Genomic DNA, 25,859 nt, shown 5'->3' on the forward strand with positions numbered 1-25,859 from the left:
GACCGCTCGGTTCGTAGCCGAGTACTCTATCCAGCTGAGCTACGAGTGCATTTGTGTTTTTATACCAGATCACAACTGGTTGAAGCCAAGTTATTCACATCACTGCAAACAACCCTTAAATGGTGCACTCGACAGGATTCGAACCTGTGACCGCTCGGTTCGTAGCCGAGTACTCTATCCAGCTGAGCTACGAGTGCATTTGTTGCCGCGCATTATAGGCCGTTCAATCTGTTTGTAAAGCGCTTTTTCTAGTAATTTCAACAACTTACCGAAGAAGCCAGATTACAACGTACTACGCAAATAATGGCGGAGAACGGGGGATTCGAACCCCCGACACCCTTTTGAGGTGTACTCCCTTAGCAGGGGAGCGCCTTCGGCCACTCGGCCAGCTCTCCGCAACACGGGGCGTATATTAACCAGCTTCTTCCCCGTTTGCAAACATAAAAAACGATAAAAATTAATGGCTTGGTTCTTCGTCCTTCTCTTTCTTTATACGCAGGTAAATTTCTTCACGGTGCACAGCAACCTCTTTCGGGGCGTTGACCCCAATACGCACTTGATTTCCTTTGACGCCGAGCACCGTCACGGTGATTTCGCCATCACCAATAATCAGGCTTTCTGCGCACCGACGAGTCAGAATCAACATACCTTTCTCCTCACGCCTTACATTTCAGGGACAACAGTCTGCAAAAAAAAGGCACTCGACCTACAACCCAAAACGGTCGTGGCCTACATGCCTGAGTATTGACTAGCGCGAGCAAAAGAACAGCCTCGGGGTCACGCCATTCAAAAAACAAAAGGCGCGGTCAGACCGCGCCTTTTGGCAAACGCATCACTCGCCCTGGCGGGCCGGTGCGTCCAGTTCGAAAGCCGTGTGCAGAGCGCGCACAGCCAGTTCCAGGTATTTCTCTTCGATCACTACGGAGACTTTGATTTCCGAAGTCGAGATCATCTGGATGTTGATGCTTTCCTTGGCCAGAGCTTCGAACATGCGACTGGCGACGCCCGCATGAGAGCGCATGCCAACGCCGACAATCGACACCTTGGCGATCTTGGTGTCGCCGATGACTTCACGGGCACCGATCTCGGCAGCGGTCTTTTCCAGTACGGTTTGCGCCGCCTGGTAGTCGTTGCGGTGTACGGTGAAGGTGAAGTCGGTGGTGTTATCGTGCGCTACGTTCTGCACGATCATGTCGACTTCGATGTTCGCGGCACTGATCGGGCCGAGAATCTTGAACGCCACGCCCGGGGTGTCTGGCACGCCACGGATGGTCAGCTTGGCTTCATCGCGGTTGAAAGCGATGCCGGAAATGATCGGCTGTTCCATGGTTTCCTCTTCATCAATAGTAATGAGGGTGCCCGGACCCTCCTTGAAGCTGTGCAGTACGCGCAGCGGAACGTTGTACTTGCCGGCGAATTCCACCGCACGGATCTGCAACACCTTGGAACCGAGGCTGGCCATTTCCAGCATCTCTTCAAAGGTGATCTTGTCCAGGCGCTGAGCCACGGAGACCACGCGCGGATCGGTGGTGTAGACGCCGTCGACGTCGGTGTAGATCTGGCATTCGTCAGCCTTCAAGGCTGCTGCCAGTGCCACGCCGGTGGTATCGGAACCGCCACGACCGAGGGTGGTAATGTTGCCGTGCTCATCGACGCCCTGGAAACCGGCGACAACCACCACACGACCGGCTTTCAGATCACCGCGGATCTTCTGGTCATCAATCTGCAAGATACGCGCTTTGTTGTGCGCGCTATCCGTGAGAATCCGCACCTGGTTGCCGGTATAGGACACCGCAGGCACACCGCGCTTGATCAATGCCATGGCCAACAGGGCAATCGTCACCTGCTCACCGGTGGAAACGATCACATCCAGCTCGCGCGGAACCGGTTGATCGCCGCCACTGATTTGCTTGGCCAGATCGATCAGACGGTTGGTTTCGCCGCTCATTGCAGACAGCACAACCACCAGGTCATCGCCGGCATCGCGGAATTTCTTAACCTTGTCGGCGACCTGCTCGATTCTCTCGACAGTGCCGACCGAGGTGCCTCCAAATTTCTGTACGATCAAAGCCATTTCAAAGCCGCCTCTGCCCATGAAGGGCGCCCAAATAATCACTCAAACAGCGTTCCGGCCCGCCACTAGACTGCGAGCCGGAGGCGCTGCCTTATAGACCCTGCTCTACAAACGGAACGGTCAGAGCCAGTGCCGCATCCAGAGCGCCGGCGTCGGTACCGCCGCCTTGCGCCATATCCGGACGACCACCACCCTTCCCGCCCACTGCCGCAGCGGCTTGCTTCATCAAATCACCGGCTTTGAGTTGGCCAGTCAGGTCTTTGGTTACGCCTGCAACCAGAACGACCTTTTCCTCATGGACACTGCCGAGCAGGATCACTGCGCGGCCGAGTTTGTTTTTCAGCTGATCGACCAGCGCCAGCAGCGCTTTGCCGTCCTGACCGTCCAAACGCACGGACAGCACCTTCACGCCTTTGACATCCAGAGCCGAAGCCGACAGATCGTCGCCTGCCGCGCTGGCTGCCTTGGCCTGCAACTGCTCGAGTTGCTTTTCCAGCTGACGGTTGCGCTCCAGCACAGCCGACAGCTTGTCGATCAGGTTGTCGCGGCTGCCCTTGACCAGGTTGGCCGCTTCCTTGAGTTGTTCTTCTGCCGCGTTCAAGTAGGCCAGCGCCGCAGCACCGGTGACTGCCTCGATACGACGTACACCAGACGCAACACCGCCCTCGCTGATGATTTTCAGCAGGCCGATGTCGCCGGTACGGTTGGCGTGGATACCGCCGCACAGCTCGACGGAGAAATCACCCATGCTCAGCACGCGAACGTTGTCGCCGTACTTCTCGCCGAACAACGCCATGGCGCCTTTCTGCTTGGCGGTTTCGATGTCGGTTTCTTCGGTTTCAACGGCGGAGTTCTTGCGAATCTCGGCGTTGACGATTTCTTCCAGCGCTTTCAGCTGTTCAGGCTTGATCGCTTCGAAGTGGCTGAAGTCGAAGCGCAGGCGCTGACTGTCGACCAACGAACCTTTCTGCTGAACGTGATCGCCCAGCACTTGACGCAGCGCGGCGTGCAGCAAGTGAGTGGCCGAGTGGTTCAGCGAAGTCGCGTGACGCACTTCGGCGTCGACATGAGTCTCCACCGGAGCGCCCACGATCAGGCTGCCCGAATCCAGCACGCCGTGGTGCAGGAACGCACCGCCGGTCTTGGTGGTGTCGCGCACGTCGAAACGCGCAGCGCCAGCCTGGAGGAAGCCGCAATCACCAATCTGACCACCGGATTCCGCATAGAACGGCGTCTGATTGAGAACGACCACGCCCTCTTCGCCTTCGCTCAGTACGTCAACCGATTGCCCGTCTTTATAGATAGCAACGATTTTGGCGGAACCGCTGTGAGCGGTATAACCGGTGAACTCGGTATCGACATCAACCTTGACCAGGCTGTTGTAGTCCATGCCGAAGGAACTGGCGGAACGCGCACGCACGCGCTGGGCTTCCATTTCACGCTCGAAACCTGCCTCGTCGAGGGTCAGGTTGCGCTCACGGGCGATGTCGCCGGTCAGGTCCATCGGGAAACCGTAGGTGTCGTAGAGTTTGAACACCACATCGCCCGGCACCACGTCGCCTTTGAGTTCAGCCAGATCCTGTTCAAGGATTTTCAGGCCCTGTTCCAGGGTCTTGGCGAATTGCTCTTCTTCGGCTTTCAGCACGCGCTCGATGTGCGCCTGCTGGGATTTCAGTTCCGGGAACGCTTCGCCCATCTCGGCGACCAGGGCCGCAACGATCTGGTAGAAGAAGCTGCCCTTGGCGCCCAGCTTGTTGCCGTGACGGCAAGCGCGACGGATGATCCGGCGAAGTACATAACCACGACCTTCGTTGGACGGCAATACGCCATCAGCGATCAGGAAACCGCAGGAACGGATGTGGTCAGCCACCACTTTCAACGAAGCCTGGGCGTCGTTGGTGCAGCCGATGGCCTTGGCCGAAGCGCTCAGCAGGCTCTGGAACAGGTCGATTTCATAGTTCGAGTGAACGTGCTGCAGTACGGCACTGATCCGCTCCAGGCCCATGCCGGTGTCCACCGACGGTGCTGGCAGCGGGTGCAACACGCCATCGGCGGTGCGGTTGAACTGCATGAACACGTTGTTCCAGATTTCAATGTAGCGGTCGCCGTCTTCTTCCGGCGAGCCCGGTGGGCCGCCCCAGATGTCGGCACCGTGATCGTAGAAAATCTCGGTGCAAGGACCGCACGGGCCGGTATCGCCCATGGTCCAGAAGTTGTCGGAAGCGTACGGCGCGCCCTTGTTGTCGCCGATGCGCACCATGCGCTCGGCCGGAACGCCGATTTCCTTGGTCCAGATGTCGTACGCCTCGTCATCGCTGGCGTAGACGGTGACCCAAAGCTTTTCCTTGGGCAGGTTCAGCCATTTGTCGGATGTCAGGAAGTTCCAGGCGTAAGTGATGGCGTCACGCTTGAAGTAGTCACCGAAGCTGAAGTTGCCCAGCATTTCGAAGAACGTGTGGTGACGGGCGGTATAACCGACGTTTTCCAGGTCGTTGTGCTTGCCGCCGGCGCGCACGCATTTCTGGCTGGATACCGCGCGGGTGTACGCGCGCTTTTCCTGGCCCAGGAAGCAGTCCTTGAACTGGTTCATCCCCGCGTTAGTGAACAGCAGGGTTGGGTCGTTGCCCGGAATCAAAGAGCTGGAGGCTACACGGGTGTGGCCTTGCTCTTCGAAGAAGCGAAGGAAGGCTTCACGGATTTCTGCGCTTTTCATTAGGTTCTTCCACGGAGGCTGCGGCCAAAGGCCTGTTCGAAACGTCAACAGACGAAGCGACGGCAAAGGGCCGCATTATATCGGCCCTGCGCGCGGGGTACAGCGTGTTTATACGATAGAAACAGTCAATTGGAGCGCTAACGCTATCACTTACGGGAAAAGTCGACGAATGTCGCGACGACCTGCTCGATTTGCGCCTGGCTGATATCCATGTGCGTGACCATGCGCAGACGTGCGGCGGCACTGAGCTTGATACCTCGCTCAGCAGCAAAAGACTTGATCACCTCGGCCTTGTCGCCCATCGATACGTAAACCATGTTGGTCTGAACCGGCTCGACTTCGTAACCTGCCGCGCGCAGGCCTTCGGCCAGCCATTGCGCATTGGCGTGATCGTCAGCCAAGCGCTGAACGTTGTGATCCAGGGCATACAGGCCTGCTGCCGCCAGAATCCCGGCCTGACGCATCCCGCCACCGACCATCTTGCGCAGGCGCCGGGCCTTGCCGATCAACTCGACCGAGCCGCACAACACCGAACCGACCGGCGCCCCCAAGCCTTTGGACAGGCAGACGGAGACGGAGTCGAAATGCTGAGCGATTTCCCGGGCGTCGACGCCGAGTTTGACCGCTGCGTTGTACAACCGCGCTCCGTCCAGATGCAGTTGCAGCCCATGCTCACGGGTAAAACGGCGAGCCCGAGCCAGATACTCCAGAGGCAGCACCTTGCCCTGCATGGTGTTTTCCAGCGCCAGCAAGCGAGTACGGGCGAAGTGGAAATCATCGGGTTTGATGGCGGCGGCGACCTGATTCAGATCCAGCGAGCCATCGGCCTGCACTTCCAGCGGTTGCGGCTGGATCGAACCGAGCACGGCTGCACCGCCTCCTTCGTACTTATAGGTATGGGCCTGCTGTCCGACGATGTATTCGTCGCCGCGCTCGCAATGGGCCATCAGGCCCAACAGATTGCTCATGGTGCCGGTCGGCACAAACAGGGCTGCGGCAAAACCGAGGCGCTGGGCCAGTTCGGCTTCAAGACGGTTGACGGTCGGATCTTCACCATAAACGTCATCCCCCGTGGCGGCAGTGGCCATCGCGTCGAGCATGCCGGCGGTGGGTTGGGTGACTGTGTCGCTGCGAAGATCAATAACGCTCATGAATCTGGCCTCGGTAAGCAGGGGAAATCCCTTTCAGAAAGAATTACTGCGGTCATGCCAATGAATATTCAACCCTGGCGCAAGGATATTGCCCACTAATACAGCGAAATACTCGATAACAATCATCCAAAAGCACCGATGCGCACGCAGGAAATATGTGTTAAAAACGCTGCGCCGCCAAACTTTACGGCGGCAAAAACGTTCTCAGGGCGGGGTGCAACTCCCCACCGGCGGTAATTGCGCGCAACGCGCATAGCCCGCGAGCGCTTGATGGCAGCACGGCTTCGGCGGTGCCTGTCAGCAAGGTCAGCAGACCCGGTGTGATCCCGGGGCCGACGGTCATAGTCCGGATGAAGAGAGAACGGGATTGGCGCCATAGGGCTGCCCGCAGACACTCACGTCGGCGCGCATACCCTTAAATCCCATTCGATTCATATGCCCTGTTTTTTACACAAACAGGAGTCAGAACATGCAACCCACCGCAATCGATAGCAAGAGCAAACACCATCAGGGCGAGCGCGTAGCGTTCATCCAGGCCTGCTGGCACAAGGATATTGTTGATCAGAGCCGTAAAGGCTTCGTCGCCGAAATGATTGCCCAGGGTTATCAGGAATCCGATATCGACTTCTTTGAAGTCGGCGGTGCGTTTGAAATGCCCCTGCACGCCAAATTGCTGGCCAAGACCGGTCGTTATGCTGGCATCGTTGCCGCAGCCCTGGTGGTCGATGGCGGGATCTATCGCCACGAGTTCGTTGCCCAGTCGGTGGTCAGCGGCCTGATGCAGGTTCAACTGGAAACCGAAGTGCCGGTCTTCTCCGTTTCCCTGACCCCGCACCACTTCCATGCCGGTGAAGAACTGCATCACAAGTTCTTCTTCGAGCATTTTGTGCACAAAGGCCAGGAAGCGGCGAAGACGTGTGCCGACACGTTGAGCAAGATCCGTGCATTGCGTCGTACTGAGCCGCGTGCGGTAGCTGTTTAAAGGCTAAATTGATCGTTCCTGCGCTCTGCGTGGGAATGCAGCCCGTGACGCTCCGCGTCACATGCAATGGCGGACGCAGAGCGTCCATTGAGGCATTCCCACGCGGGAGCGTGGGAACGATCATTGCGCGAACGTCAGGCGAGGTTTTCGTCGCTGGTCGGCACGATCAGGATGCCGGCGCGCAGCCCGTTCTTCACCTTGGGGTTCGGGAAGATGATCCGGGCGCCCTCTTCTTCGATGATCCAACGGGTGTTGGCGATGTCTTCGGCCAACAGGTAACCCACTTCCAGTTCCGAAAAATTCTCGATATCCGCTGGCAGGTTAAGCCGGAAGCTGTCGCTGTGCTTGATGATTTCCCGTGCCACGCTGAACAGCTGCAAACCGTCCAGCACCTGCCCCGCCAAATCAGGCTCGGTGCCTTCGATGATCTGTTTGAGACGGGTTTCCAGCCGGGAGACGTTCACCCCGTCGTTCTGCCCGAACGGCCGAGCCTTGCCCAGTTCAAGGGTGAAGGACTCGGCACCGAGTTTGTCGTAGGTATAGGAGCTGAAGACGATGGACGGCTTGTTCTGCAACAGCACCGCTTCCATGCCGGCGGCACGCAGCCGGGCCAGTTCCTGGCGCGAATGCTGGCGATCTTCCTTCCACGGATACAAGGCAAACTGCTCGATTTTCGAACCGCGAATCGCAGTGTGCAGGTCGTAGTGCAGGCGCTGGCGGTCAGGCAGGCTGAAGAAACTTGCCGCCAGCCGTTCGAGCTCACAGGCGCGCAGCGCTTCGGAGCCGCTGCTTTGTTCGTGACGACCGTTGAACAGTCGATTGACGTCCTGCTCGACGAAACGCTCGCCCTTGCGAATCGCTTCCGGGTTGCCGAACAGGAACAGAATTCTTGCACGCGGCTTTAGGTCGCCGCGGGCAATGTCGTGCAACAGGCGATCGAGCAACTCGATCGGCGCTGTTTCGTTGCCATGGATCCCCGCCGACAGCAACAGGTCCAGGCCGTTGTCGCGAGCTTCAGGGGGCCGGACTTCCAGCGCCCCTTCGCTCAGCCAGCGCATGCGCACGCCTTCGACAGTCAGTTGAGTCTTCTCCGCCGGTTCGCGGCCGGCGAGGGTCAGTTCAAGCAGTTTGCCGAGGGCGAGCATAGAGCTGTTTCCTTAGTGGTCGTGATTGCAATCCGGGCCGTGAACATGATCCTCGTCGTCGCCAGGTTCAGCCGGTTCCATTTCCAGTTGCAGACTTACCAGATTAGTCGCCAATGGGCGCAGCAGCAGGTTGGCGTATTCAGCGTCACCTTCTTCGACGTCCACGCCGATCAGCAACTGGCCGCGGCCGTCCTGCTGGATCCACAGCTCTTTGCCTTGCCACATGACCGCGACGCGGGTGCAGGAAGTTTCCAGTTGCGTGCCGTCGGTGTCTTCAAGGATCAGCTGCAGGGTATCGCTCATGTGTTTTCGCTCTCGTTTGAGATGAAGCGGCGCGCCGTCATGCGCGGCAGCGCGCCGTCGATCAATTGATCTGGAATGGATAAACCGCGCCCAGTTTAAGGATTTGCGTCAGTTCATCCAGTGCCGTCCGGCACTCAAGCAGCAATTGCGGGTCCGCCAGATCGTTTTCGGTCATGCGGTCGCGGTAGTGCTTCTCGACCCATTCGGTCAGAGTGCCGTACAACGGTGCCGTCATGATAACGCCTGGATTGACCGCCGCCAGTTCGGTTTCGTTGAGTGCGACACGCAACCTCAGGCAAGCAGGGCCACCACCGTTCTGCATGCTTTGCTTGAGATCGAAGACTTTTACTTCGCGGATCAGGCCGCCGGAGCTGGTCAAACCCTGCAAGTACTGCCAGACGCGCTCATTGCCACGGCATTCTTCCGGCACGATCAACAGCATCGAGCCGTCAGGTCGCGACAGCAGTTGGCTATTGAACAGGTAGGACCGAACGGCGTCTTCCACGGTTACTGCGGAACGCGGAACACACACGGACTGAAATTTCCCACCGACTTTGGCGAGTTTGCTCTGCAATTCGGCGAGCATCTTGTCCGTCTCGAGGAACGCGTCCTCGTGATAGAACAGCACTTCGCCGTTGCCTACGGCGATCACGTCGTTGTGGAACACGCCCTGGTCGATCACCGATGGATTCTGCTGGGCATACACCACGCCGTCATCGCTCAAGCCATGCAAGCGGGCCACGGCCTGGGACGCTTCGAGCGTCTGGCGTGCCGGGTATTTCTGCGGTGCCGGGTAGCGGGTATCGAACGCACTGCGGCCGAACACGAAGAACTCGACGCCGGCTTCGCCGTACTCGCGGCAGAAACGCGTGTGGTTGGCCGCGCCTTCGTCACCGAACTGCGCCACGGCCGGCAACGCGGCGTGATGAGCGAAGTGGTTCTGGTCGGCGAACATCGCACCCAGCACGCGGCTGGTGGTCGGGTGTTCGATGCTGCGGTGATATTTGCAGTTGAGGTTGGCGGCGGTGAAATGCACACGACCGTCAGCCGTGTCGGCGCTCGGGCTGACGGTGGCGGCGTTGGCTACCCACATGCTCGACGCCGAGCAACTGGCGACCAGCAATGGCATGGCTTCCTTCGCAGCACGCTCAATGACCTGGGCGTCGGTACCGGCAAAACCCAGGCGACGCAATGCCGCCACGTCCGGGCGCTCTTGTGGCGCCAGCACGCCCTGCTGGAAACCCATTTCCATCAGCGCTTTCATCTTCGCCAGGCCTTGCAGCGCGGCTTCCTTGGGATTGGAAGACTGCTGGCTGTTGCTCTGGGACGCGACGTTGCCGTAGGACAGGCCGCCGTAGTTATGGGTCGGCCCCACTAGACCGTCAAAATTGACTTCATAGGATTTCATCAGCGAGGCTCCACGAGAATCTGTTGTTATGGCTTCAGTACATTCTTTGAGACCGAGGTGTGGCCATCGCTGGCAAGCCAGCTCCCACAGTGACTGCGTCGTACACAAGATGTGTGAACGCCACCGAACTTGTGGGAGCGGGCTTGCCCGCGATTGGGCGTTACACCATCTTCACGCCAGGCGTGAGAGCGGCAGGCAACACCAGGCTCGGGGTTTCCAGCGAGGCCACCGGGAACGCGCAGTAATCCGCCGCGTAATAGGCGCTCGCGCGGTGGTTGCCCGAGGCGCCGACGCCGCCGAATGGCGCGCTGCTCGCGGCGCCGGTCAGTTGCTTGTTCCAGTTGACGATACCGGCGCGGCTTTCCAGCCAGAACTGCTGGTAACGCGCTTCGGAGTCCGACAACAGGCCGGCGGCCAGACCGTAGGCGGTGTCGTTGGCTTCAGCGATCGCCGCTTCAAAATCAGCGTAGCGGATCACTTGCAGCAACGGGCCAAACAGCTCTTCGTCAGGACGATCGGCCACAGCGCTCACATCGAGGATGCCGGGGGTCAACAACGCCGACTGCGCCTGTGGCTGAGTCATTTCCAACAGTGCCACGGCGCCATTGGCCAGCAGATGTTCTTGTGCATCCATCAACGCTTTCGCGGCAGCGAGGGAAACCACCGAGCCCATGAATGGCGCCGGTTGCTGATCGAATGCGCCGACTTCAATCGTCGAACTGACGGCCACCAGGCGCGCCAGCAACGAGTCGCCCCAGGCGCTTTGCGGCACCAGCAAGCGGCGCGCGCAGGTGCAGCGTTGACCGGCGGAAATGAAAGCCGATTGAATGATGGTGTACACCGCAGCATCGAGGTCGGCGACCTGATCAACCACCAGCGGGTTGTTGCCGCCCATTTCCAGCGCAAGAATCTTGTCCGGACGACCGGCGAATTGCTGATGCAGGTGATTGCCGGTGCGGCTGGAACCGGTGAAGAACAGCCCGTCGATGCCCGGGTTCGCCGCCAGGGCGATACCGGTTTCGCGTGCGCCTTGCAGCAGGTTCAACACGCCGGCCGGCAAACCGGCCTCGATCCAGCACTTGACCGTCAGTTCGGCGACTTTAGGGGTCAGTTCGCTTGGCTTGAACAGCACCGTGTTACCGGCCAGCAGCGCCGGCACGATGTGACCATTGGGCAAGTGACCGGGGAAGTTGTAAGGACCGAACACCGCCACCACACCGTGTGGCTTGTGACGCAGTACAGCGGTGGCATCGCCCAGCGGGCCGCTCTTTTCGCCAGTGCGCTCGCGATAGCTCTGCACCGAGATCGCGATCTTGTTGACCATGCTGGTGACTTCGGTCGCGGCTTCCCACAGCGGTTTGCCGGTTTCTTCACCGATGGTGCGCGCGAGTTCGTCGGCGTTGTTTTTCAACGCAGCGGCGAAGGCTTCCAGCACCGAGATACGTTCCTGCAACGTGCGACGCGCCCAATCCGGGAACGCCTGACGTGCGGCTTGCACGGCCGATTCCACTTGATCAACGGTGGCGCTGCTGCCCGACCACAGCACTTGCTGGGTCACCGGGTTGAGCGACTCAAAGGTTTCCCCCTGGCCTGCCAGCCATTCACCTGCGATGTATAGCGACTTCATTGTTTCGACTCCCGGGCAGCGGACAACGCCACGGCGCGCACTTGATCGCCTGCGTTGAGTTGAAGACGTTTGGCGGTCTGCGGATCGACCACCAGCGTACCGGCGGCCAGACGTGCCGGCGCGGCCGTGATCCGACAGTCTTCGCGTTTGCGGTTGTGAATGATGAACGGCGTGGCGTCGTCACCCGGCGTGCCGATGGCCAGCACCAGCGCCTGGCTGTCGCGCACGGCGCGGATCTTGCCGGTTTCGCATTCGATGGCCGGGCCGGCGTCGAAGATGTCGACGTAGCCCTGGTAGCTGAAACCTTCGCTCTTGAGCATCGACAATGCAGGCTCGGTGTCGGGGTGAACCTGACCGATCACGTTGCGCGCATCCGGCGACAGGAAGCAGGTGTACAGCGGGAATTTCGGCATCAGTTCGGCGATGAACGCTTTGTTGCCCACGCCGGTCAGGTAGTCCGCCTGGCTGAACTCCATTTTGAAGAAGTGTCGACCCAGGCTTTCCCAGAACGGCGAACGCCCGGCTTCATCGGAAACGCCACGCATCTCGGCGATGATCTTGTTGCCGAACAGTTGCGGGAATTCGGCGATGAACAGCATCCGCGCCTTGGACAGCATGCGACCGTTGAGGCCACTGCGGTAATCGGCGTGCAGGAACAGCGAGCACAGCTCGGAGTTACCCGTCAGGTCGTTGGCCAGGAACAACGTCGGGATCTCACGATAGATGTTCAGCTCTTGCGAGGCGCTCACCGTCAGACCGACGCGGAAGTTGTACCACGGCTCGCGCAGACCGACGGCACCGGCGATGGCGGAAATACCCACCACGCGGCCGTCGTCGTCTTCGAGCACGAACAGGTAGTCCGCATCGCCCCGCCCTGCTTCGCCGCGGAACGTCTTTTCGGCCCAGCCGACACGATGGGCCAGACGTTCTTCGTTGGCCGGCAAAGTGGTCAGGCCGGTGCCAGTGCTGCGGGCCAGGTCGATCAGAGCGGGTAAATCGCTGCTGCGTACGGGACGAACGATCATGCTATCTCCTCAAACGGGCCGCTTGCGCCACCCGTGAAACTTCGCTGCTTTTCTTGCAAGCATTCAGGCCAGGCAGGCGTTAAACCGCCACCAGGCGCACGCTCGCACCTTCGCCGACGCCCAGGGCTTCGGCCGCTTCCAGATCCAGGGTCACGGGTTTGCCCGGCGCGTAGTCGAGCTCGAGCATCACGGCGCGGTAATCCTGCAACTGGGCATTGGCCACCAGGTACTGACGACCGACACCTTTGACCGGCTCGCCGATTTTCACCGGCACGACGCGGCTCTGGGCGATCGAACGGATCCCCGAGACGCGGGCATGCAGGGTCGGGCCGCCGTCGAAAATGTCGATGTAGTGATCGGTCTCGAAGCCTTCGCGCATCAGGATGTCGAAGGTGATCTGCGCCCGTGGGTGCACCTGGCCCATCGCTTCTTGCGCGGAGTCCGGCAGCAGCGGCACATAGATCGGGTAATGCGGCATCAGTTCGGCGAGGAACGTACGGCTCTTCAAGCCGCACAAGCGCTCGGCCTCAGCGTAGTTGAGGTCGAAGAAGTTGCGACCGATGGCGTCCCAGAATGGCGAGTCGCCGTTTTCATCGCTGTAACCGACGATTTCGGTTACCACTGAATCGGCAAAACGCTCCGGGTGACTGGCGACAAACAGCAAGCGGCCACGGGAATTGAGCTCGGCCCAAGGCGAACCCACCAGTTCACGCTGCACGTAGAAACTGGTCAGCAAGCTGTTGCCGGTCAGGTCGTGGCACTGCGAGAGCACATGGATCTTGTTGTGGATCTTCAGCTCGCGAGAGGCGTGTACGAACGTTTCGTTGCGGAAGCTGTAGAACGGCTCGGAATAACCGGCCGAAGCCACGATGGCCGAGCAGCCGACCAGTTTTGCGGTGGCACTGTCTTCGAGAACGAAGAAATAGCTTTCTTCACCGTTGAAGCTCACTTCGGCAGCGAACGAGGCTTCGCTCGCGGCGATCTTGTCGCTCAGGCGTTCAACGTCATCCGGCAAGGAAGTGACACCAATCGGGCTGTCCGCAGCCAGACGCTGTACCTCGCCCAGATCAGCCATTTGCGCGGGGCGCATCACCAGCATGGTGTCACTCCTTTTCTCTTAAGATATCTATAGAAAACATGCCCGAATCCTGTGGGAGCGGGCTTGCCCGCGATGGCGTCCTGTCAGATAACAATGAAGTCGGCTGCCAGGCCCTCATCGCGGGCAAGCCCGCTCCCACAGGGAATGTGCCCGGCATATAAAATTGGGTTCGACGCCTGAATCGTCAGGCGTCGAAGGGTCTATCAGGCTTGCGTCAGTTTTGCCGCGGCACGTTCGAAGCGGTCCAGGCCGGCATCGATATCGGCGTCTTCGACCACCAGGCTCGGGGCGAAACGCACCACGTCCGGGCCGGCTTGCAGGACCATCAGGCCTTCTTGTTCAGCGGCGTTGAAAATGTCCTTGGCCTTGCCTTTCCAGGCATCGCTCAGCACGCAACCGATCAACAGGCCCATGCCGCGGACTTTGGTGAACAGGCCGTACTTTTCGCCGATCTGTTCAAGGCGTGCCTTGAACTTGTCGTGCTTGGCCTTGACGCCGGCCAGCACTTGCGGGGTGTTGATCACGTCGATCACCGCTTCCGCGACAGCGCAAGCCAGCGGGTTACCGCCGTAAGTGGTGCCGTGGGTGCCGACAACCAAGTGTTTGGCCAGGTCTTCGGTGGTCAGCATGGCCGCGATCGGGAACCCGCCGCCCAGGCTCTTGGCGCTGGTGAGGATGTCCGGAATCACGCCGTAATGCTGGTAGGCGAACAGGTGGCCAGTACGGCCCATGCCGGTTTGCACTTCGTCAAAGATCAGCAGTGCGTTATGCGCGGTGCAGAGGTCGCGGGCACCTTGCAGGTATTCGAGTTCGGCCGGGATCACACCGCTCTCGCCCTGGATCGGCTCCAGCACCACAGCGCAAGTCTTGTCGGAAATGGCGGCTTTCAGCGCCGCCAAATCGTTGTACGGCACATGGGTGATACCGGTGATTTTCGGACCGAACCCGTCGGAGTACTTCGACTGGCCACCGACGTTAACGGTGAACAGGGTACGGCCGTGGAAGCTGTTGAGCGCGGCGATGATTTCGTACTTCTCGCTGCCGAAACGGTCGAAACCGACACGACGGGCCAGCTTGAAGGCGGCCTCGTTGGCTTCGGCGCCCGAGTTGCAGAAGAAAGCACGCTCGGCAAATGTGGCGTTGACCAACTTATGGGCCAGGCGCAGGGCCGGCTCATTGGTGAACACGTTGGACACGTGCCACAGTTTGTTCGCCTGCTCGGTCAAGGCACCGACCAGCGCCGGGTGCGCATGGCCCAATACGTTCACGGCAATCCCGCCGGCGAAGTCGATCAGCTCGCGACCGGACTGGTCCCAAACGCGGGAACCGGCGCCACGCACAGGAATGAATGCGGCAGGCGCATAGTTGGGAACCATTACCTGATCGAAATCGGCGCGTTGTACCGCAGCGTGCTCAACGGACATCGGAGTCTCCTGAAGAGAAAACACTCGCCTGAAACTGGCGAGCTTGGTGAGGATTGTAAGGACAGTTTTCAGCCCGGCCTTGCCGCCAAGCGACAACTTCTTATAGCGCAAACCCCGGATTTTCCCGGGTTTACGGCAATGCGACATATAGGGTCGCAAAGGCGCAGTTTAAACTGCTGGCGCCGATTTGCGGCAGGCTTGGCGAGAGATGAATGCCTGCGCAATAAATATGTACCGCACCGGGAACGATGCAGCCTGTTTCCCTTGACGCTCTTTGAGCGCTAATGGACCTGCAAGATGCAATTACCCGACGAGCAAACGCGGACAGCCTCAGCTGACGCAACGTATATCGCCCACACCGACACTCACTACCCGCCTCTCACTCATACGATTCCCCACTGGCTCGGGAACGCATCATCGGCCAGACGCCTGGCGCTGAAGAGCGCACGCCCGATACTGACGAGTGGTTTGCGCGCGGCGCCGGCTGCGCAACACGCTGAACTCGGACGGCTGAATGCCGCGCACTGGACCGCACAAAACCGAGTCGACCGCACACTGGAAAACCTGCAGGACGCCTACGCTTTTGCTGAACCACTGCTCAAAAACGCTCTGAAAGCGCGATTCGGCCTGGACGTGGACGTCAAAGGCACGTTCTTGCGCCTGTACATTCCCGCGACCATTCCCTGGTTTCCGATCAAGTCAGGCGCCGCTCGCACCTGGACCGTGTCGCTGTTGAATGCGGCACTGCATAACTTTGAAGAACAGGAAACCCACAAGGATGCCTACGAGCCCGACTCGACGTTCATCACTGAGCCGTCCTCGACCGGGCAGTTCGATACCTTGCCCGCGCTCAAGCAGACGATCACGGTGCAGGCCTTTACCCGGTTATGCCGTGAACTGGACATCGGCGGCCAATACCGCACCTACCTTGAGGATAATCTTGGGGTTTCCAACCCGCTGGCGGCGACTGTGCTGCGCTCCAGGGTCGAGGCCAGCCAGAAAGCCGCATTGAAGGCCGCGCTGCATCTGGCTCGCATGAACGGCGACATTCAGGACGACTTCTTTCAACTGATCCAGGCGCTGGCTGAAGGCAAGCAAGGTATCAAACTTGGAAACGAGCCCCTGCTGTGCCACGACTTGACGATCATGTCCGCCAGGCTGACCGGCATCGTCGTGTTTGCACCTAACCTTGAACGCGCACGCAATGTCGCACGGGTCGTGGCCTACATCCCCGATGACCCGGAGCACCCGATCAAGGAGTACACCTCGACGGCCGAGCTGATGCAAACCCTCACTCGTCAACTGCGCACCCCGGATTACCAACAATTTTTCAGTCGTTTTGTCGCTCACGAAGACCGCGGATATTTCTTTGGCAACCTGGCCGATCGCCTGAGCCATGTGACCTGGCATCAACGCCACTACGGTGAAGCGCTGCCATCATGGCGTGAAACGCCGACAGAGCGGCCCAATCTGCAATTTTCTGTCACGCCGATCCATCGCGGCCCATGGCCCCATCTCTACCGCGCGCAGTTGAACAAAATTCTCAACGACGCCCGGGTCATCGCGGTGTCTACCGCAATGGCGGACCAAAAGGCTCGCTGGGCACTCTGGGACTCCTTTACCGGCGTGCTGTCCGCCATTGTGCAGCTCGCCGCTTTCGTCGCCCTGCCTTTTGTGCCGTTTGTGGGCGAATTGATGCTGGCTTACATGGCTTATCAATTGGTCAACGATGCCTTTGAAGGGATTATCGACTGGGCGCAAGGGCAGACCACCGAAGCCTTCGAGCACCTGATGACAGTGGTTGAGACATTGATCCAGTTGGGGGCCTTCGCCGCAGGTGGGGTCGTTGCCGCAGGCGAGTTTCGCAAGGCACTGCCCGCAGAGGTCATCGCCTTCATTGACCGGTTCAAACCGGTGCAGGCAGCCAATGGAAAGACCCTTTACTGGAAACCCGACCTGAGCCCTTATGAACAGGCCGCGCCGCTGCCCCGGCAATCGGTTCCCGACACGTCAGGCCTGCATCAACACAACGGCAAAACCATCGCCCGCATCGAGGGCAAACGCTTCGCCGTCAGACAGGAGCCAACCGGCGACTACCGTATCGAGCATCCCAGCCGCCCCGATGCCTACAGCCCCGCGCTCAAGCACAACGGCAGCGGCGCCTGGCAGACAGAACTCGACCGACCACTGGAGTGGGACAAAAACACCCTATTGCAGCGCTTGGGTCACCTGAGCGAAAAGCTGTCTCCCGCCGAACGCGAACGCGCACTCAAGGCCAGCGGTTTACATGAGAACACCCTGCGCAGAATGCATGTCGAGCACGAACCCATTCCGTCCTTGCTGGCCGATACCCTCAAGCGCCTCAACCTCGATAAGGACCTGCAAACGTTTATCGACCGCCTCAACAGCGGGCGTCACGAACAGTATTCAAAGGCTGATTCCCAAACCCAACTGCAATTGCTCACCGAGCATTTCCTGTGGCCCGACAGCATAGGCATCAGCCTGCTCGATGCCCGGGGCAACATCGTCTGGGAAACCACAACGGCGGCACGCTCAGGCATTGAGGTTCAGGAAGGTCGCTTGATCGAGGGTGACGTGCTCAAAAGCGTGCTTGCCCAACTGAATGAAAGCGAGCAAAAAACCCTTCTGGAAGAACATCGACATGCGCCCTCTCTCTCGCTTGACGCACGCGCCACTTCATTGAGACAGAAACTCGCCCAGACCGCCGCCCGACAACGAGCATCACTGTTCGACAGTCGATACCGCGCTCTTGAACGCCCCCAGAATGCCTTGATTCAAAAACTGATCGACACCACCACGGGGCTGCCGCTGAGCGTGGCGAGCGAATTGATCGATAGCGCCACGAGCCCCGAACTGCAACTGCTGAAAACCGGCGAAGTACCCAAACGCCTCAAGGACCTTGCCCGCTGGGCGATGCAAGAAGTACGGCTGACGCGAGCCTACGAAGGACTTGATCTGCCATCGCTTGATAATCCTGACACCGATCTGCTGCGCCTCCATTCACTTGAGCGCCTGCCAGGCTGGACATCCGAAATCCGTATAGACATTCAGGACTACGCCTATAACGGCCGCACCCGCACCCGCATTGGCAAACAGGACGCCGCCATCCGCAAAGTGCTGGTACGGCGCGAAGATGGTCGATACGAAGCCTACGACGACGAGGGCTTGAGCCTGAGCGGCGCAACAGAACTGAGTCGGGCCATTCTTCATGCCCTGCCCGACGCGGAGCGCAACGCACTGAAGATCAACATCCATCAAGGCGAAAAACTTGAACACGCGCTGCGCGAACATTCGCTGGAGCGCGGCGAATTACGCAACATTCTGGAGGACAATCCAATACTCAAACCGGCCTATGACCCGGCGACCATGCGCCTGCTCGGTGGCGCCGACGGCTACGATCAACTCCCGTCGGGCCAGCCGGATCTGGTACGCAGGGTTCGCCAACTCTGGCCGGCACTCAACCCGCAAGAAGTGCTGGAAGTCATCGATTACCTGCACACCCGCCCCGCCGGTGCTCATGCGGAACTCGCCCGCCTGCAAGGTGAGTACGGGCAACTGAACAATGATTTGCAGGACTGGGTCAATCAGGCGCCCCACCTCGACCCTCAAACCGGTAACAGGTTGAGCGTCGCGCAGCTGGCGGAAAACCGGGAGAACCGTGCCGCGTTCAGGTATGAGCTGCAGAGAGGCTGGCGACGGCAGATCACTGCCAGCATTACCGACGACCCTGCCGACGTCGAATATCTGTTGAGTTTCGTCAAGCCGATCGTGGGAGAACTGCCGACCATCAGCGCAGATTTCAGCCGCATTTCAACGCTATCGATGACCAACAGCGGCGCGCCGCAAGGCATCATGGGTTTCCTCCAACACTTCACCGGGCTTGCCCGCCTCGAACTCAGAAACGTTGCCCTGGGCGAACTCCCGCCAGCGCTGTCCAGCATGCCCAGGCTCAATCAACTACTGCTGAGCGACTGCGGCATCGTACTGACGCCGGATACACAAGCGACACTATCTTCCCTCAGCAACCTGGTGACACTGGATCTCTACGGCAACCCTCTGGGTCTTGCCCCCCGATTGCAGGGGATGCCTGAGCTCGACTACATCGATCTTTCCAATACGGGTATCAGCAACGTTCCGGAAGGTTTGCTGGGACATCAGTCACTGCGCACTGCAATCCTCAATGACAACCAGATAACCGATCTTGACCCGGCCTTTTTCAATCTCCCCTCGCGCATCAGCAAGGGCATGGACTTTGGCAATAATCCACTCACATTGGCGATTCGCGAACAGATCAAGAGCTATTTCCAACGGACCCTCCAGGACTTCGGTGTCATGGCCGCCCCGGCTGATATCGATCGAGTCCAAGCTTTATACCCACTTCTGGACAGGGAGGAAGCCAGCGATTTCATCTACCTGCAACCCGGCAACCTGGAGGCCGGCCGCACTGAACTGACGCGCCTGGAAACCGAGTACACCACGTTGCGCAACGATCTGGCCGCATGGACCTCAGACCTGCCCGCCGTGCATCCGCAAACAGGTCAGCCTTTTACCAACGCACAGCTGACAGAAGAACACTTGGCCCGCGACGCGTTCAAGGAAACCGTAGAGCAGTGCTGGCGTCGTGAATCCGATATGGAAGGCGTGAATGCGGCAGGTGAACCGCACTATGAGCTGTACACCGACGAGGTCATCAATGGCGACCTGCCCCAACTGAGCGCGCAATTCAAACACGTCTCACGCCTGCAAATGGACGGCGAAAACAAAGCGACATCGCGTCCCGAGGGCTTTTTACGCTGCTTCCCCAACTTGCAGAACCTGACCATCAGCGACTTTGCCCTGAGCACGGTTCCCAGCCCTGTATTCAATATGAGCGAGCTGAAGACACTGGTGCTGACCGATTGCCTGATCACGCTGACCTCGCAAACACAGGCGGCACTGGCGGGCATGGAGAACATCGAACATCTGGTTCTGGGCGGCAACCCTCTGGGCCTACCTGCCGACATCAGTCAAATGCCGAGACTGAAGACCCTGATGCTGTATGACACAGGTATCAGCGAAATTCCGCCGGGCCTGCTGACTCGTACAACGTTGCAAGTGGCGAACCTTACTGACAACGCGATCAGTGAGATCCCCAGCGACATTCTCGAACTGCCTGTGGGGGTCGCCAGGAAAATCAAGCTCGGCGGGAACCCCTTCTCCGAAGAAAGCCTGCAACGATTCATCGCGTACTACCGACGAACCGGCGAGTCTTTTGGCATTGATGGAGTCGTCGACCGCGCCGAAATAGAGACGTCCTCTTCTGGCGAGAGTGAGGTCGAGGAGTGACAGCGCGATCGCGCCCGGACAAATCGGCCAGGCATCGATGTGAACGTGTCACCCGCGCTCTGAAGGCACCGACGACAATTCGAACGGGCTGCTGCTGCGCCGCTGGTTGCGATCTTCCCGCGGCGTGGCGCCAAAGAAGTTGCGGTAGGCGCTGGAGAAATGCGGGCCGGAGGAGAAGCCGCACGACAGGCCGATCTGGATGATCGACTTGCTGGTTTGCATCAACATTTGCCGGGCCTTGTTCAGGCGCAGCTCCAGGTAATACTGGCTTGGTACGCGATTGAGGTATTGCTTGAAAATCCGCTCCAACTGCCGACGGGACACGCACACGTGCTGGGCGATTTCGTCGGTGGTCAGCGGCTCTTCGATGTTGGCTTCCATCAGCAACACCGCCTGGGTGAGCTTCGGATGGCTGGAACCGAGGCGGTTTTGCAACGGAATGCGCTGGCGTTCTCCACCCTCGCGAATGCGTTCGACCACCAGTTCTTCCGACACCGCACCGGCCAGTTCAGCACCGTGGTCACGGGCCAGCACCGCCAGCAGCAGATCAAGCACCGACATGCCGCCACACGCGGTCAGGCGATCGCGATCCCAGTCAAACAAATGACTGGTGGCGATGACCTTCGGGAAACGCTCGGCAAAATCGTCTTGCCAGCGCCAGTGCACGGCCGCGCGGTAACCATCGAGCAAACCCAGTTGCGCCAACGGATAAACACCGGCCGAGAGACCGCCAATCACGCAACCGGCACGCACCAGTTGCTTGAGCGCGCTGCTGAGCGCCGGCGCCAGGGTGGTCGGCGGCTCGTCAGCGAGCAGGAACAGTTTCTGAAAGTTTTCGAGCTTGCCGGTCCAGGCTTCGCCGGGCAATTGCCATTGGCCTTCGACCGGCGGTTCGGCTTGCAGGAACGACAGTTCGTAGACGACGTCCGGATGCACACGCTGAGCAACGCGCAAGGCCTCCTCAGCCAGCGCAAGCGTCAGTGCTTTAGTGCTGGGCCAAATCAGGAAACCAATTCGATGGGCAGTCATGGCGGGCAATCCGAAACGAAGAACAGTGATGAAGGCATGGGCCAATGCTAGCCCGTAAATGAACGCAAATCTCGAAACCGACACAGATCAAACTGTGGGAGCTGGCTTGCCAGCGATGACGGTGTGTCTGTGCCAGAGATGCAAACTGACTCACCGCTATCGCTGGCAAGCCAGCTCCCACAGGGGTCGGGGCCAGCGTTGGATCGCGAAGCATGCACTATCGCGGTGCACAACGGCAGCTCCGATTACTTCAGGCTGCCCGACAGGAACTGCTGCAGACGTTCGGATTGCGGATTCACCAGCACTTCGCGCGGGTTGCCACTTTCTTCAACCACACCTTTGTGCAGGAACACCAACTGGTTCGACACTTCACGGGCAAAGCCCATTTCGTGGGTCACCACGACCATGGTCCGGCCTTCCTGGGCCAGGGCCTGCATGACCTTCAACACGTCGCCCACCAGTTCCGGGTCGAGCGCCGAAGTCGGCTCGTCGAACAGCATCACTTCCGGTTCCATCGCCAGCGCACGGGCAATCGCCACGCGCTGCTGCTCACCGCCCGACATGTGGCCCGGGTAAGCGTCTTTACGATGGGCCACGCCGACCTTGTTCAGGTAATGCTCGGCTTTTTCCCGGGCCTCGGCTTTCGACACGCCGAGTACATGCACCGGCGCTTCCATGATGTTTTCCAGTGCGGTCATGTGCGACCACAGGTTGAAATGCTGGAACACCATCGACAGGCGCGAACGCATGCGTTGCAGTTGTTTCGGGTCGGCGGCTTTCAACGCGCCGTCCTTGTTCGCCACCAGCTTCAACTCTTCGTTGTTAAGCAGGATCTTGCCCGCGTGCGGCTGCTCCAGCAGGTTGATGCAACGCAGGAAGGTACTTTTGCCGGAGCCACTGGAGCCGATGATGCTGATCACATCGCCAGCCGCCGCCTTCAGGGACACGCCCTTGAGCACTTCGTGACTGCCATAGCGTTTATGCAGGTCTTGGACTTCAAGTTTGTACATGCGGTCGGTTCTCACAAAAACAGTCAGTCGTTGAGCAAGCGCCCGTGACGCAGCGCTTCGCGCCCCGCCACCTTGGCCAGCCAGAAACCGGGTTGGGCATAACGCAGCCGTTCAATGGCAAACAGCACCCCGGACGTACCAGCACACACCGTGCTGACCCGATCCGCCAGCGGATCGATCACTTCAAAAATTTCATCACCCGCCTCAACCCATTCGCCGGGCTGACGCAGAAAACTCACCACACCGGGGTGCGGTGCGAACAACAATTCGGTGCCTTCGAACGGCAGGCCTTCGCATGCGTCCTGCACAGGTTTCGGCCAGTCGCCGCTGATCAGCCCTTGCTCGGCGAGGAACGCCAGAATGCCTTCGGCGTAAGCCTCGGTTTCGACGCGACCGGTATCCGCCTGACCACCCAGTTCAAGGGTAGTCGCCAGGCACGCCAGAGGAATCTGCGCATCCGGGAACAACCGCGACAGTCGCAGCCACGGCAGCGAACAGGCTTCGTCGAAGGAGCTGCCACCGGAATCTTCAGCCAGCAGCCCCACCCGCACGTTCAAATGCGCAGCCAGCGAACGCCACTGCGGCCAATGCTGCGGCAAGGCGTACATGTGCAACGCCGCGTCGGTATCGCAATGCAGGTCCAGCACCACATCCGCGGTGCACGCATGACTGAGCAAGATGCGCTGCATGCCCTGCAACTGGCTGCTGGCCGGTGGCAGCGCGGCCAGATGATCAGCCATCGCCTGGCGGATCAAACGGATGTTGGCGTGCGGATCATCACCGAGATGGCCATCGAGTTGTGCGGCGACAGGCGCGCTCAACTCGACGAAATCGCGATTGAAGTTCTTGCCGCTGCCCGCTTCGAAACGTCCTTGATGATTGCCTTGCAGCAACTGACCGAGGCCCAGTGGATTGGCCACCGGCACCAGTTCGATCACGCCGTTCAACAGGCCCTGGGCTTCGAGTTCGGCCAGGCGCTGTTTCAGCGCCCAGGCGGTGCGCATCCCCGGCAGTTCATCGGCGTGGAGGCTGGCCTGGATGTAGGCCTTGCGCTCGCCATTACCGAAACGGAACACCGAAATCTGGCGCTCGCTGCCCAAATGGCTCCACGGCAGTGAATGGTCGATGCGTTCCATATCAGTGCTTCCGCGGGGCCAGGTAGCCCAGCCAGCGGCGCTCGGCCAGTTTGAACAGTTTCACCAGGATGAAGGTCAGGCACAGGTAGAACACGCCGGCCGTGATGTACGCCTCGAACGGCAGGTAGAACTGGGCGTTGACCGTGCGCGCGGCACCGGTGATGTCGATCAGGGTCACGATGGACGCCAGACTGGTGGTCTGCAGCATCATGATCACTTCGTTGCTGTACTGCGGCAGCGCCCGGCGCAAGGCCGACGGCAGCAGGATGCGCTTGTACATCTTGAACCGCGACATGCCCATGGCCTTGGCCGCTTCGATCTCGCCGTTCGGCGTGGCGCGCAAGCTGCCGGCGATGATTTCCGCGGTGTAGGCGCTGGTGTTGATCGCGAACGCCAGACACGCACAGAACGTTGCGCTCGATAGCCATGGCCAGAGGAAGCTTTCGCGTACCGCTTCGAACTGCGCCAGACCGTAGTAGATCAGGAACAGCTGCACCAGCATCGGCGTGCCGCGAATCACGTAGGTGTAGAGCCAGGCTGTCATGTTGACGACCGGGTTCTTCGAGACGCGCATCAGGCCCAGCGGCAACGCACACAGCAGGCCGAAGAACAGCGACAGCGCGAGCAGTTTGAGGGTGGTTACCAGGCCACCGAAGTACAGCGGCAAGGCCTCCCAAATGACGTTGTAGTCGAAGATCATAGCTCAGCCGCCCTTACGCCTACCGAGTAGCGCTTCTCGAGGTGACGCAATGCCAGCAACGAAACACTGGTGATCACCAGGTACATCGCCGCCACTGCGAGGAAGAAGGTGAAAGGTTCGCGGGTGGCGTCTGCCGCCTGCTTGGCCTTGAACATCATGTCTTGCAGACCCACCACGGAAATCAGTGCGGTGGCCTTGGTCAGTACCAGCCAGTTGTTGGTGAAGCCCGGAATCGCCAGGCGAATCATCTGAGGCACCAACACCCGGAAGAACACCTGAAAACTGCTCATGCCATAAGCCATGCCCGCTTCAGCCTGCCCCTTGGGGATCGCCATGAACGCACCGCGGAACGTTTCCGACAGGTACGCGCCGAAGATGAAACCCAGGGTGCCGATACCGGCGGCCAACGGGTTCAGGTCGATGTAGTCGTCGTATCCGAGCATTGGCGCGACGCGGTTGAGCAAATCCTGACCGCCGTAGAAAATCAGCAGGATCAACACCAGGTCGGGAATGCCGCGAATCACGGTGGAGTACAGATCGCCCAGCCAGGCCAGCCAGCGAACCGGCGACAGACGCAGTGCCACGCCGATCAGGCCCAGGACAATGGCCAGGGCCATGGATGACAAGGCGAGCTGAAGCGTCAGCCAAGCGCCATCGAGGATGACAGCCCCGTAGCCTTTCAACATGATTCAGGTCCTCGAAAGTTGGGATGAAAAAATGGCGCAAACCTCAGAGATCCTGTTGCTTGCGCCATTTCGGACTTGTCGCCGGGACGTATTACTTGCCGTAGATATCGAAGGCGAAGTATTTGTCCTGGATTTGCTTGTACTTGCCGTTCTCGCGAATGGCAGTGATCGCGGTGTTGATCTTGTCTTTCAGTGCGTCACCCTTGCGAACCGCGATACCTACGCCGTCGCCGAAGTATTTGACGTCGGTGAACGCCGGACCGACGAACGCGAAGCCTTTACCGGCGTCGGTTTTCAGGAAACCGTCATCCAGCAGCGTAGCGTCTGCCACGGTGCCGTCGAGGCGGCCGGCGGCTACGTCGAGGTAAATTTCGTTCTGCGAACCGTAAGGCTTGATCTCGGCACCCAGCGGGGCCAGGACTTCGCGGGCGAAACGCTCGTGGATCGAACCACGTTGCACGCCGATGTTCTTGCCCTTGAGCTCGCTCAGGTTGTCGCTGACCTGAGTGCCGGCCTTCATCACCAGGCGAGCCGGGGTGTTGTAGTACTTGTTGGTGAAGTCCACGGATTTCTTGCGGTCTTCAGTGATCGACATCGACGACAGGATCGCGTCGATCTTGCGCACCTTGAGTGCCGGGATCAGGCCGTCGAACTCTTGCTCGACCCACACGCACTTGACCTTCATCTCTTCACAGAGGGCGTTGCCGATGTCGTAGTCAAAACCAACGATGCTGCCATCCGGTGCTTTCGAAGCGAACGGAGGGTAAGCCGCTTCAATACCGATTTTCACAGGCTTTTCATCGGCGAAGGTTGGCAGGGACAGCACGCTGGCAAATGCCAGGGCGCCAAGCAGCACGAGTTTCTTCATGTTGGGACTCCATCGGTAAAGGGCTAAAACGGCAGAGTGAGCGACAGCCCAATATGCGAATGAGTGGAACCGCAAAACAGTGCTGCGTCCTGAGAAGCCGATGTTGAAAAATCAACACCAGCAACGACGAGCG

At 59.6% G+C, this 25,859-nt stretch carries 19 protein-coding genes, 2 tRNA genes and 1 riboswitch; of the genes, 2 read left to right on the forward strand and 19 right to left on the reverse strand.

Annotated features, from left to right (window positions below):
- Positions 1 to 120: 120 nt before the first annotated feature.
- From D8U18_RS17035 to ltaE, 6 genes are all read right to left on the reverse strand, one after another.
- Positions 121 to 197, reverse strand: a tRNA-Arg gene (locus D8U18_RS17035).
- 107 nt (positions 198 to 304) lie between these two features.
- A tRNA-Ser gene (locus tag D8U18_RS17040) sits at positions 305 to 395 on the reverse strand.
- Between the two features lie 62 nt (positions 396 to 457).
- On the reverse strand, positions 458 to 646 hold the full coding sequence (gene csrA / locus D8U18_RS17045) for a carbon storage regulator CsrA (protein ID WP_002554426.1): 189 nt from the start codon (positions 644 to 646) through the stop codon (positions 458 to 460).
- Between the two features lie 186 nt (positions 647 to 832).
- The gene (locus D8U18_RS17050) at positions 833 to 2,074 is read right to left on the reverse strand and encodes an aspartate kinase (RefSeq protein WP_056852735.1); all 1,242 of its coding nucleotides are present in this window, start codon (positions 2,072 to 2,074) and stop codon (positions 833 to 835) included.
- A gap of 91 nt (positions 2,075 to 2,165) precedes the next feature.
- Positions 2,166 to 4,787 (reverse strand): alanine--tRNA ligase, encoded by a 2,622-nt coding sequence (gene alaS / locus D8U18_RS17055; RefSeq protein WP_131108057.1) that lies wholly within the window; start codon positions 4,785 to 4,787, stop codon positions 2,166 to 2,168.
- 146 nt (positions 4,788 to 4,933) lie between these two features.
- Complete coding sequence (gene ltaE / locus D8U18_RS17060; protein ID WP_130930486.1) at positions 4,934 to 5,938, reverse strand: low-specificity L-threonine aldolase; 1,005 nt, start codon at positions 5,936 to 5,938, stop codon at positions 4,934 to 4,936.
- Positions 5,939 to 6,134: 196 nt separating this feature from the next.
- Positions 6,135 to 6,305: riboswitch (FMN riboswitch) on the forward strand.
- Positions 6,306 to 6,407: 102 nt separating this feature from the next.
- Between ltaE and D8U18_RS17065 the strand changes: the two genes are divergently transcribed.
- Positions 6,408 to 6,920, forward strand: coding sequence for a 6,7-dimethyl-8-ribityllumazine synthase (locus tag D8U18_RS17065; RefSeq protein ID WP_056852552.1), 513 nt, complete (start codon positions 6,408 to 6,410; stop codon positions 6,918 to 6,920).
- 134 nt (positions 6,921 to 7,054) lie between these two features.
- On the opposite strand, the gene astE is transcribed toward D8U18_RS17065, so the two are convergent.
- The 7 genes from astE to D8U18_RS17105 all read right to left on the reverse strand — a co-directional run bounded on the left by astE (position 7,055) and on the right by D8U18_RS17105 (position 14,951).
- Positions 7,055 to 8,065 (reverse strand): succinylglutamate desuccinylase, encoded by a 1,011-nt coding sequence (gene astE, locus D8U18_RS17070; protein WP_056852553.1) that lies wholly within the window; start codon positions 8,063 to 8,065, stop codon positions 7,055 to 7,057.
- Positions 8,066 to 8,077: 12 nt separating this feature from the next.
- Positions 8,078 to 8,368 carry a topoisomerase II gene (locus tag D8U18_RS17075; protein ID WP_131108058.1) on the reverse strand — a complete coding sequence of 97 codons (291 nt, stop codon included), beginning with the start codon at positions 8,366 to 8,368 and terminating at the stop codon, positions 8,078 to 8,080.
- Between the two features lie 61 nt (positions 8,369 to 8,429).
- Positions 8,430 to 9,776, reverse strand: a complete 1,347-nt coding sequence (astB, locus tag D8U18_RS17080) for an N-succinylarginine dihydrolase (protein WP_131108059.1) — start codon at positions 9,774 to 9,776, stop codon at positions 8,430 to 8,432.
- Between the two features lie 160 nt (positions 9,777 to 9,936).
- Entirely contained in the window at positions 9,937 to 11,403 is a 1,467-nt protein-coding gene (gene astD / locus D8U18_RS17085) for a succinylglutamate-semialdehyde dehydrogenase (RefSeq protein WP_131108060.1), read from the reverse strand.
- Positions 11,400 to 12,428 (reverse strand): arginine N-succinyltransferase, encoded by a 1,029-nt coding sequence (gene astA / locus D8U18_RS17090; RefSeq protein WP_130907634.1) that lies wholly within the window; start codon positions 12,426 to 12,428, stop codon positions 11,400 to 11,402. The genes astD and astA overlap by 4 nt, the downstream gene beginning before the upstream one ends.
- Before the next feature lie 79 nt (positions 12,429 to 12,507).
- Positions 12,508 to 13,527 (reverse strand): arginine/ornithine succinyltransferase subunit alpha, encoded by a 1,020-nt coding sequence (gene aruF, locus D8U18_RS17095; protein WP_056852558.1) that lies wholly within the window; start codon positions 13,525 to 13,527, stop codon positions 12,508 to 12,510.
- Between the two features lie 203 nt (positions 13,528 to 13,730).
- Positions 13,731 to 14,951 (reverse strand): aspartate aminotransferase family protein, encoded by a 1,221-nt coding sequence (locus D8U18_RS17105; protein ID WP_056852559.1) that lies wholly within the window; start codon positions 14,949 to 14,951, stop codon positions 13,731 to 13,733.
- Positions 14,952 to 15,419: 468 nt separating this feature from the next.
- Between D8U18_RS17105 and D8U18_RS17110 the strand changes: the two genes are divergently transcribed.
- Entirely contained in the window at positions 15,420 to 20,297 is a 4,878-nt protein-coding gene (locus D8U18_RS17110) for a DUF6543 domain-containing protein (RefSeq protein ID WP_241664334.1), read from the forward strand.
- 48 nt (positions 20,298 to 20,345) lie between these two features.
- Here the strand turns inward: D8U18_RS17110 and argR are convergent, their stop codons facing one another.
- From argR to D8U18_RS17140, 6 genes are all read right to left on the reverse strand, one after another.
- On the reverse strand, positions 20,346 to 21,326 hold the full coding sequence (argR, locus tag D8U18_RS17115; RefSeq protein ID WP_131108062.1) for a transcriptional regulator ArgR: 981 nt from the start codon (positions 21,324 to 21,326) through the stop codon (positions 20,346 to 20,348).
- A 245-nt stretch (positions 21,327 to 21,571) separates the two neighbouring features.
- Positions 21,572 to 22,336: an ATP-binding cassette domain-containing protein gene (locus D8U18_RS17120; RefSeq protein ID WP_007971015.1), complete on the reverse strand. Its 765-nt coding sequence runs from the start codon at positions 22,334 to 22,336 to the stop codon at positions 21,572 to 21,574.
- Positions 22,337 to 22,359: 23 nt separating this feature from the next.
- A complete protein-coding gene (locus tag D8U18_RS17125; protein WP_131108063.1) occupies positions 22,360 to 23,472 on the reverse strand; it encodes a M14 family metallopeptidase in 1,113 nt (370 codons plus the stop codon).
- A gap of 1 nt (position 23,473) precedes the next feature.
- A complete protein-coding gene (locus D8U18_RS17130) occupies positions 23,474 to 24,172 on the reverse strand; it encodes an ABC transporter permease (RefSeq protein WP_056852563.1) in 699 nt (232 codons plus the stop codon).
- Positions 24,169 to 24,858 (reverse strand): ABC transporter permease, encoded by a 690-nt coding sequence (locus D8U18_RS17135; RefSeq protein ID WP_007934894.1) that lies wholly within the window; start codon positions 24,856 to 24,858, stop codon positions 24,169 to 24,171. The genes D8U18_RS17130 and D8U18_RS17135 overlap by 4 nt, the downstream gene beginning before the upstream one ends.
- 91 nt (positions 24,859 to 24,949) lie before the next feature.
- On the reverse strand, positions 24,950 to 25,726 hold the full coding sequence (locus D8U18_RS17140; RefSeq protein WP_056852564.1) for an ABC transporter substrate-binding protein: 777 nt from the start codon (positions 25,724 to 25,726) through the stop codon (positions 24,950 to 24,952).
- Between the last annotated feature and the right edge of the window lie 133 nt (positions 25,727 to 25,859).

The organism is Pseudomonas sp. Sample_10, assembly GCF_004321495.1.
In the GTDB taxonomy this organism is placed as follows: Bacteria; Pseudomonadota; Gammaproteobacteria; order Pseudomonadales; family Pseudomonadaceae; genus Aquipseudomonas.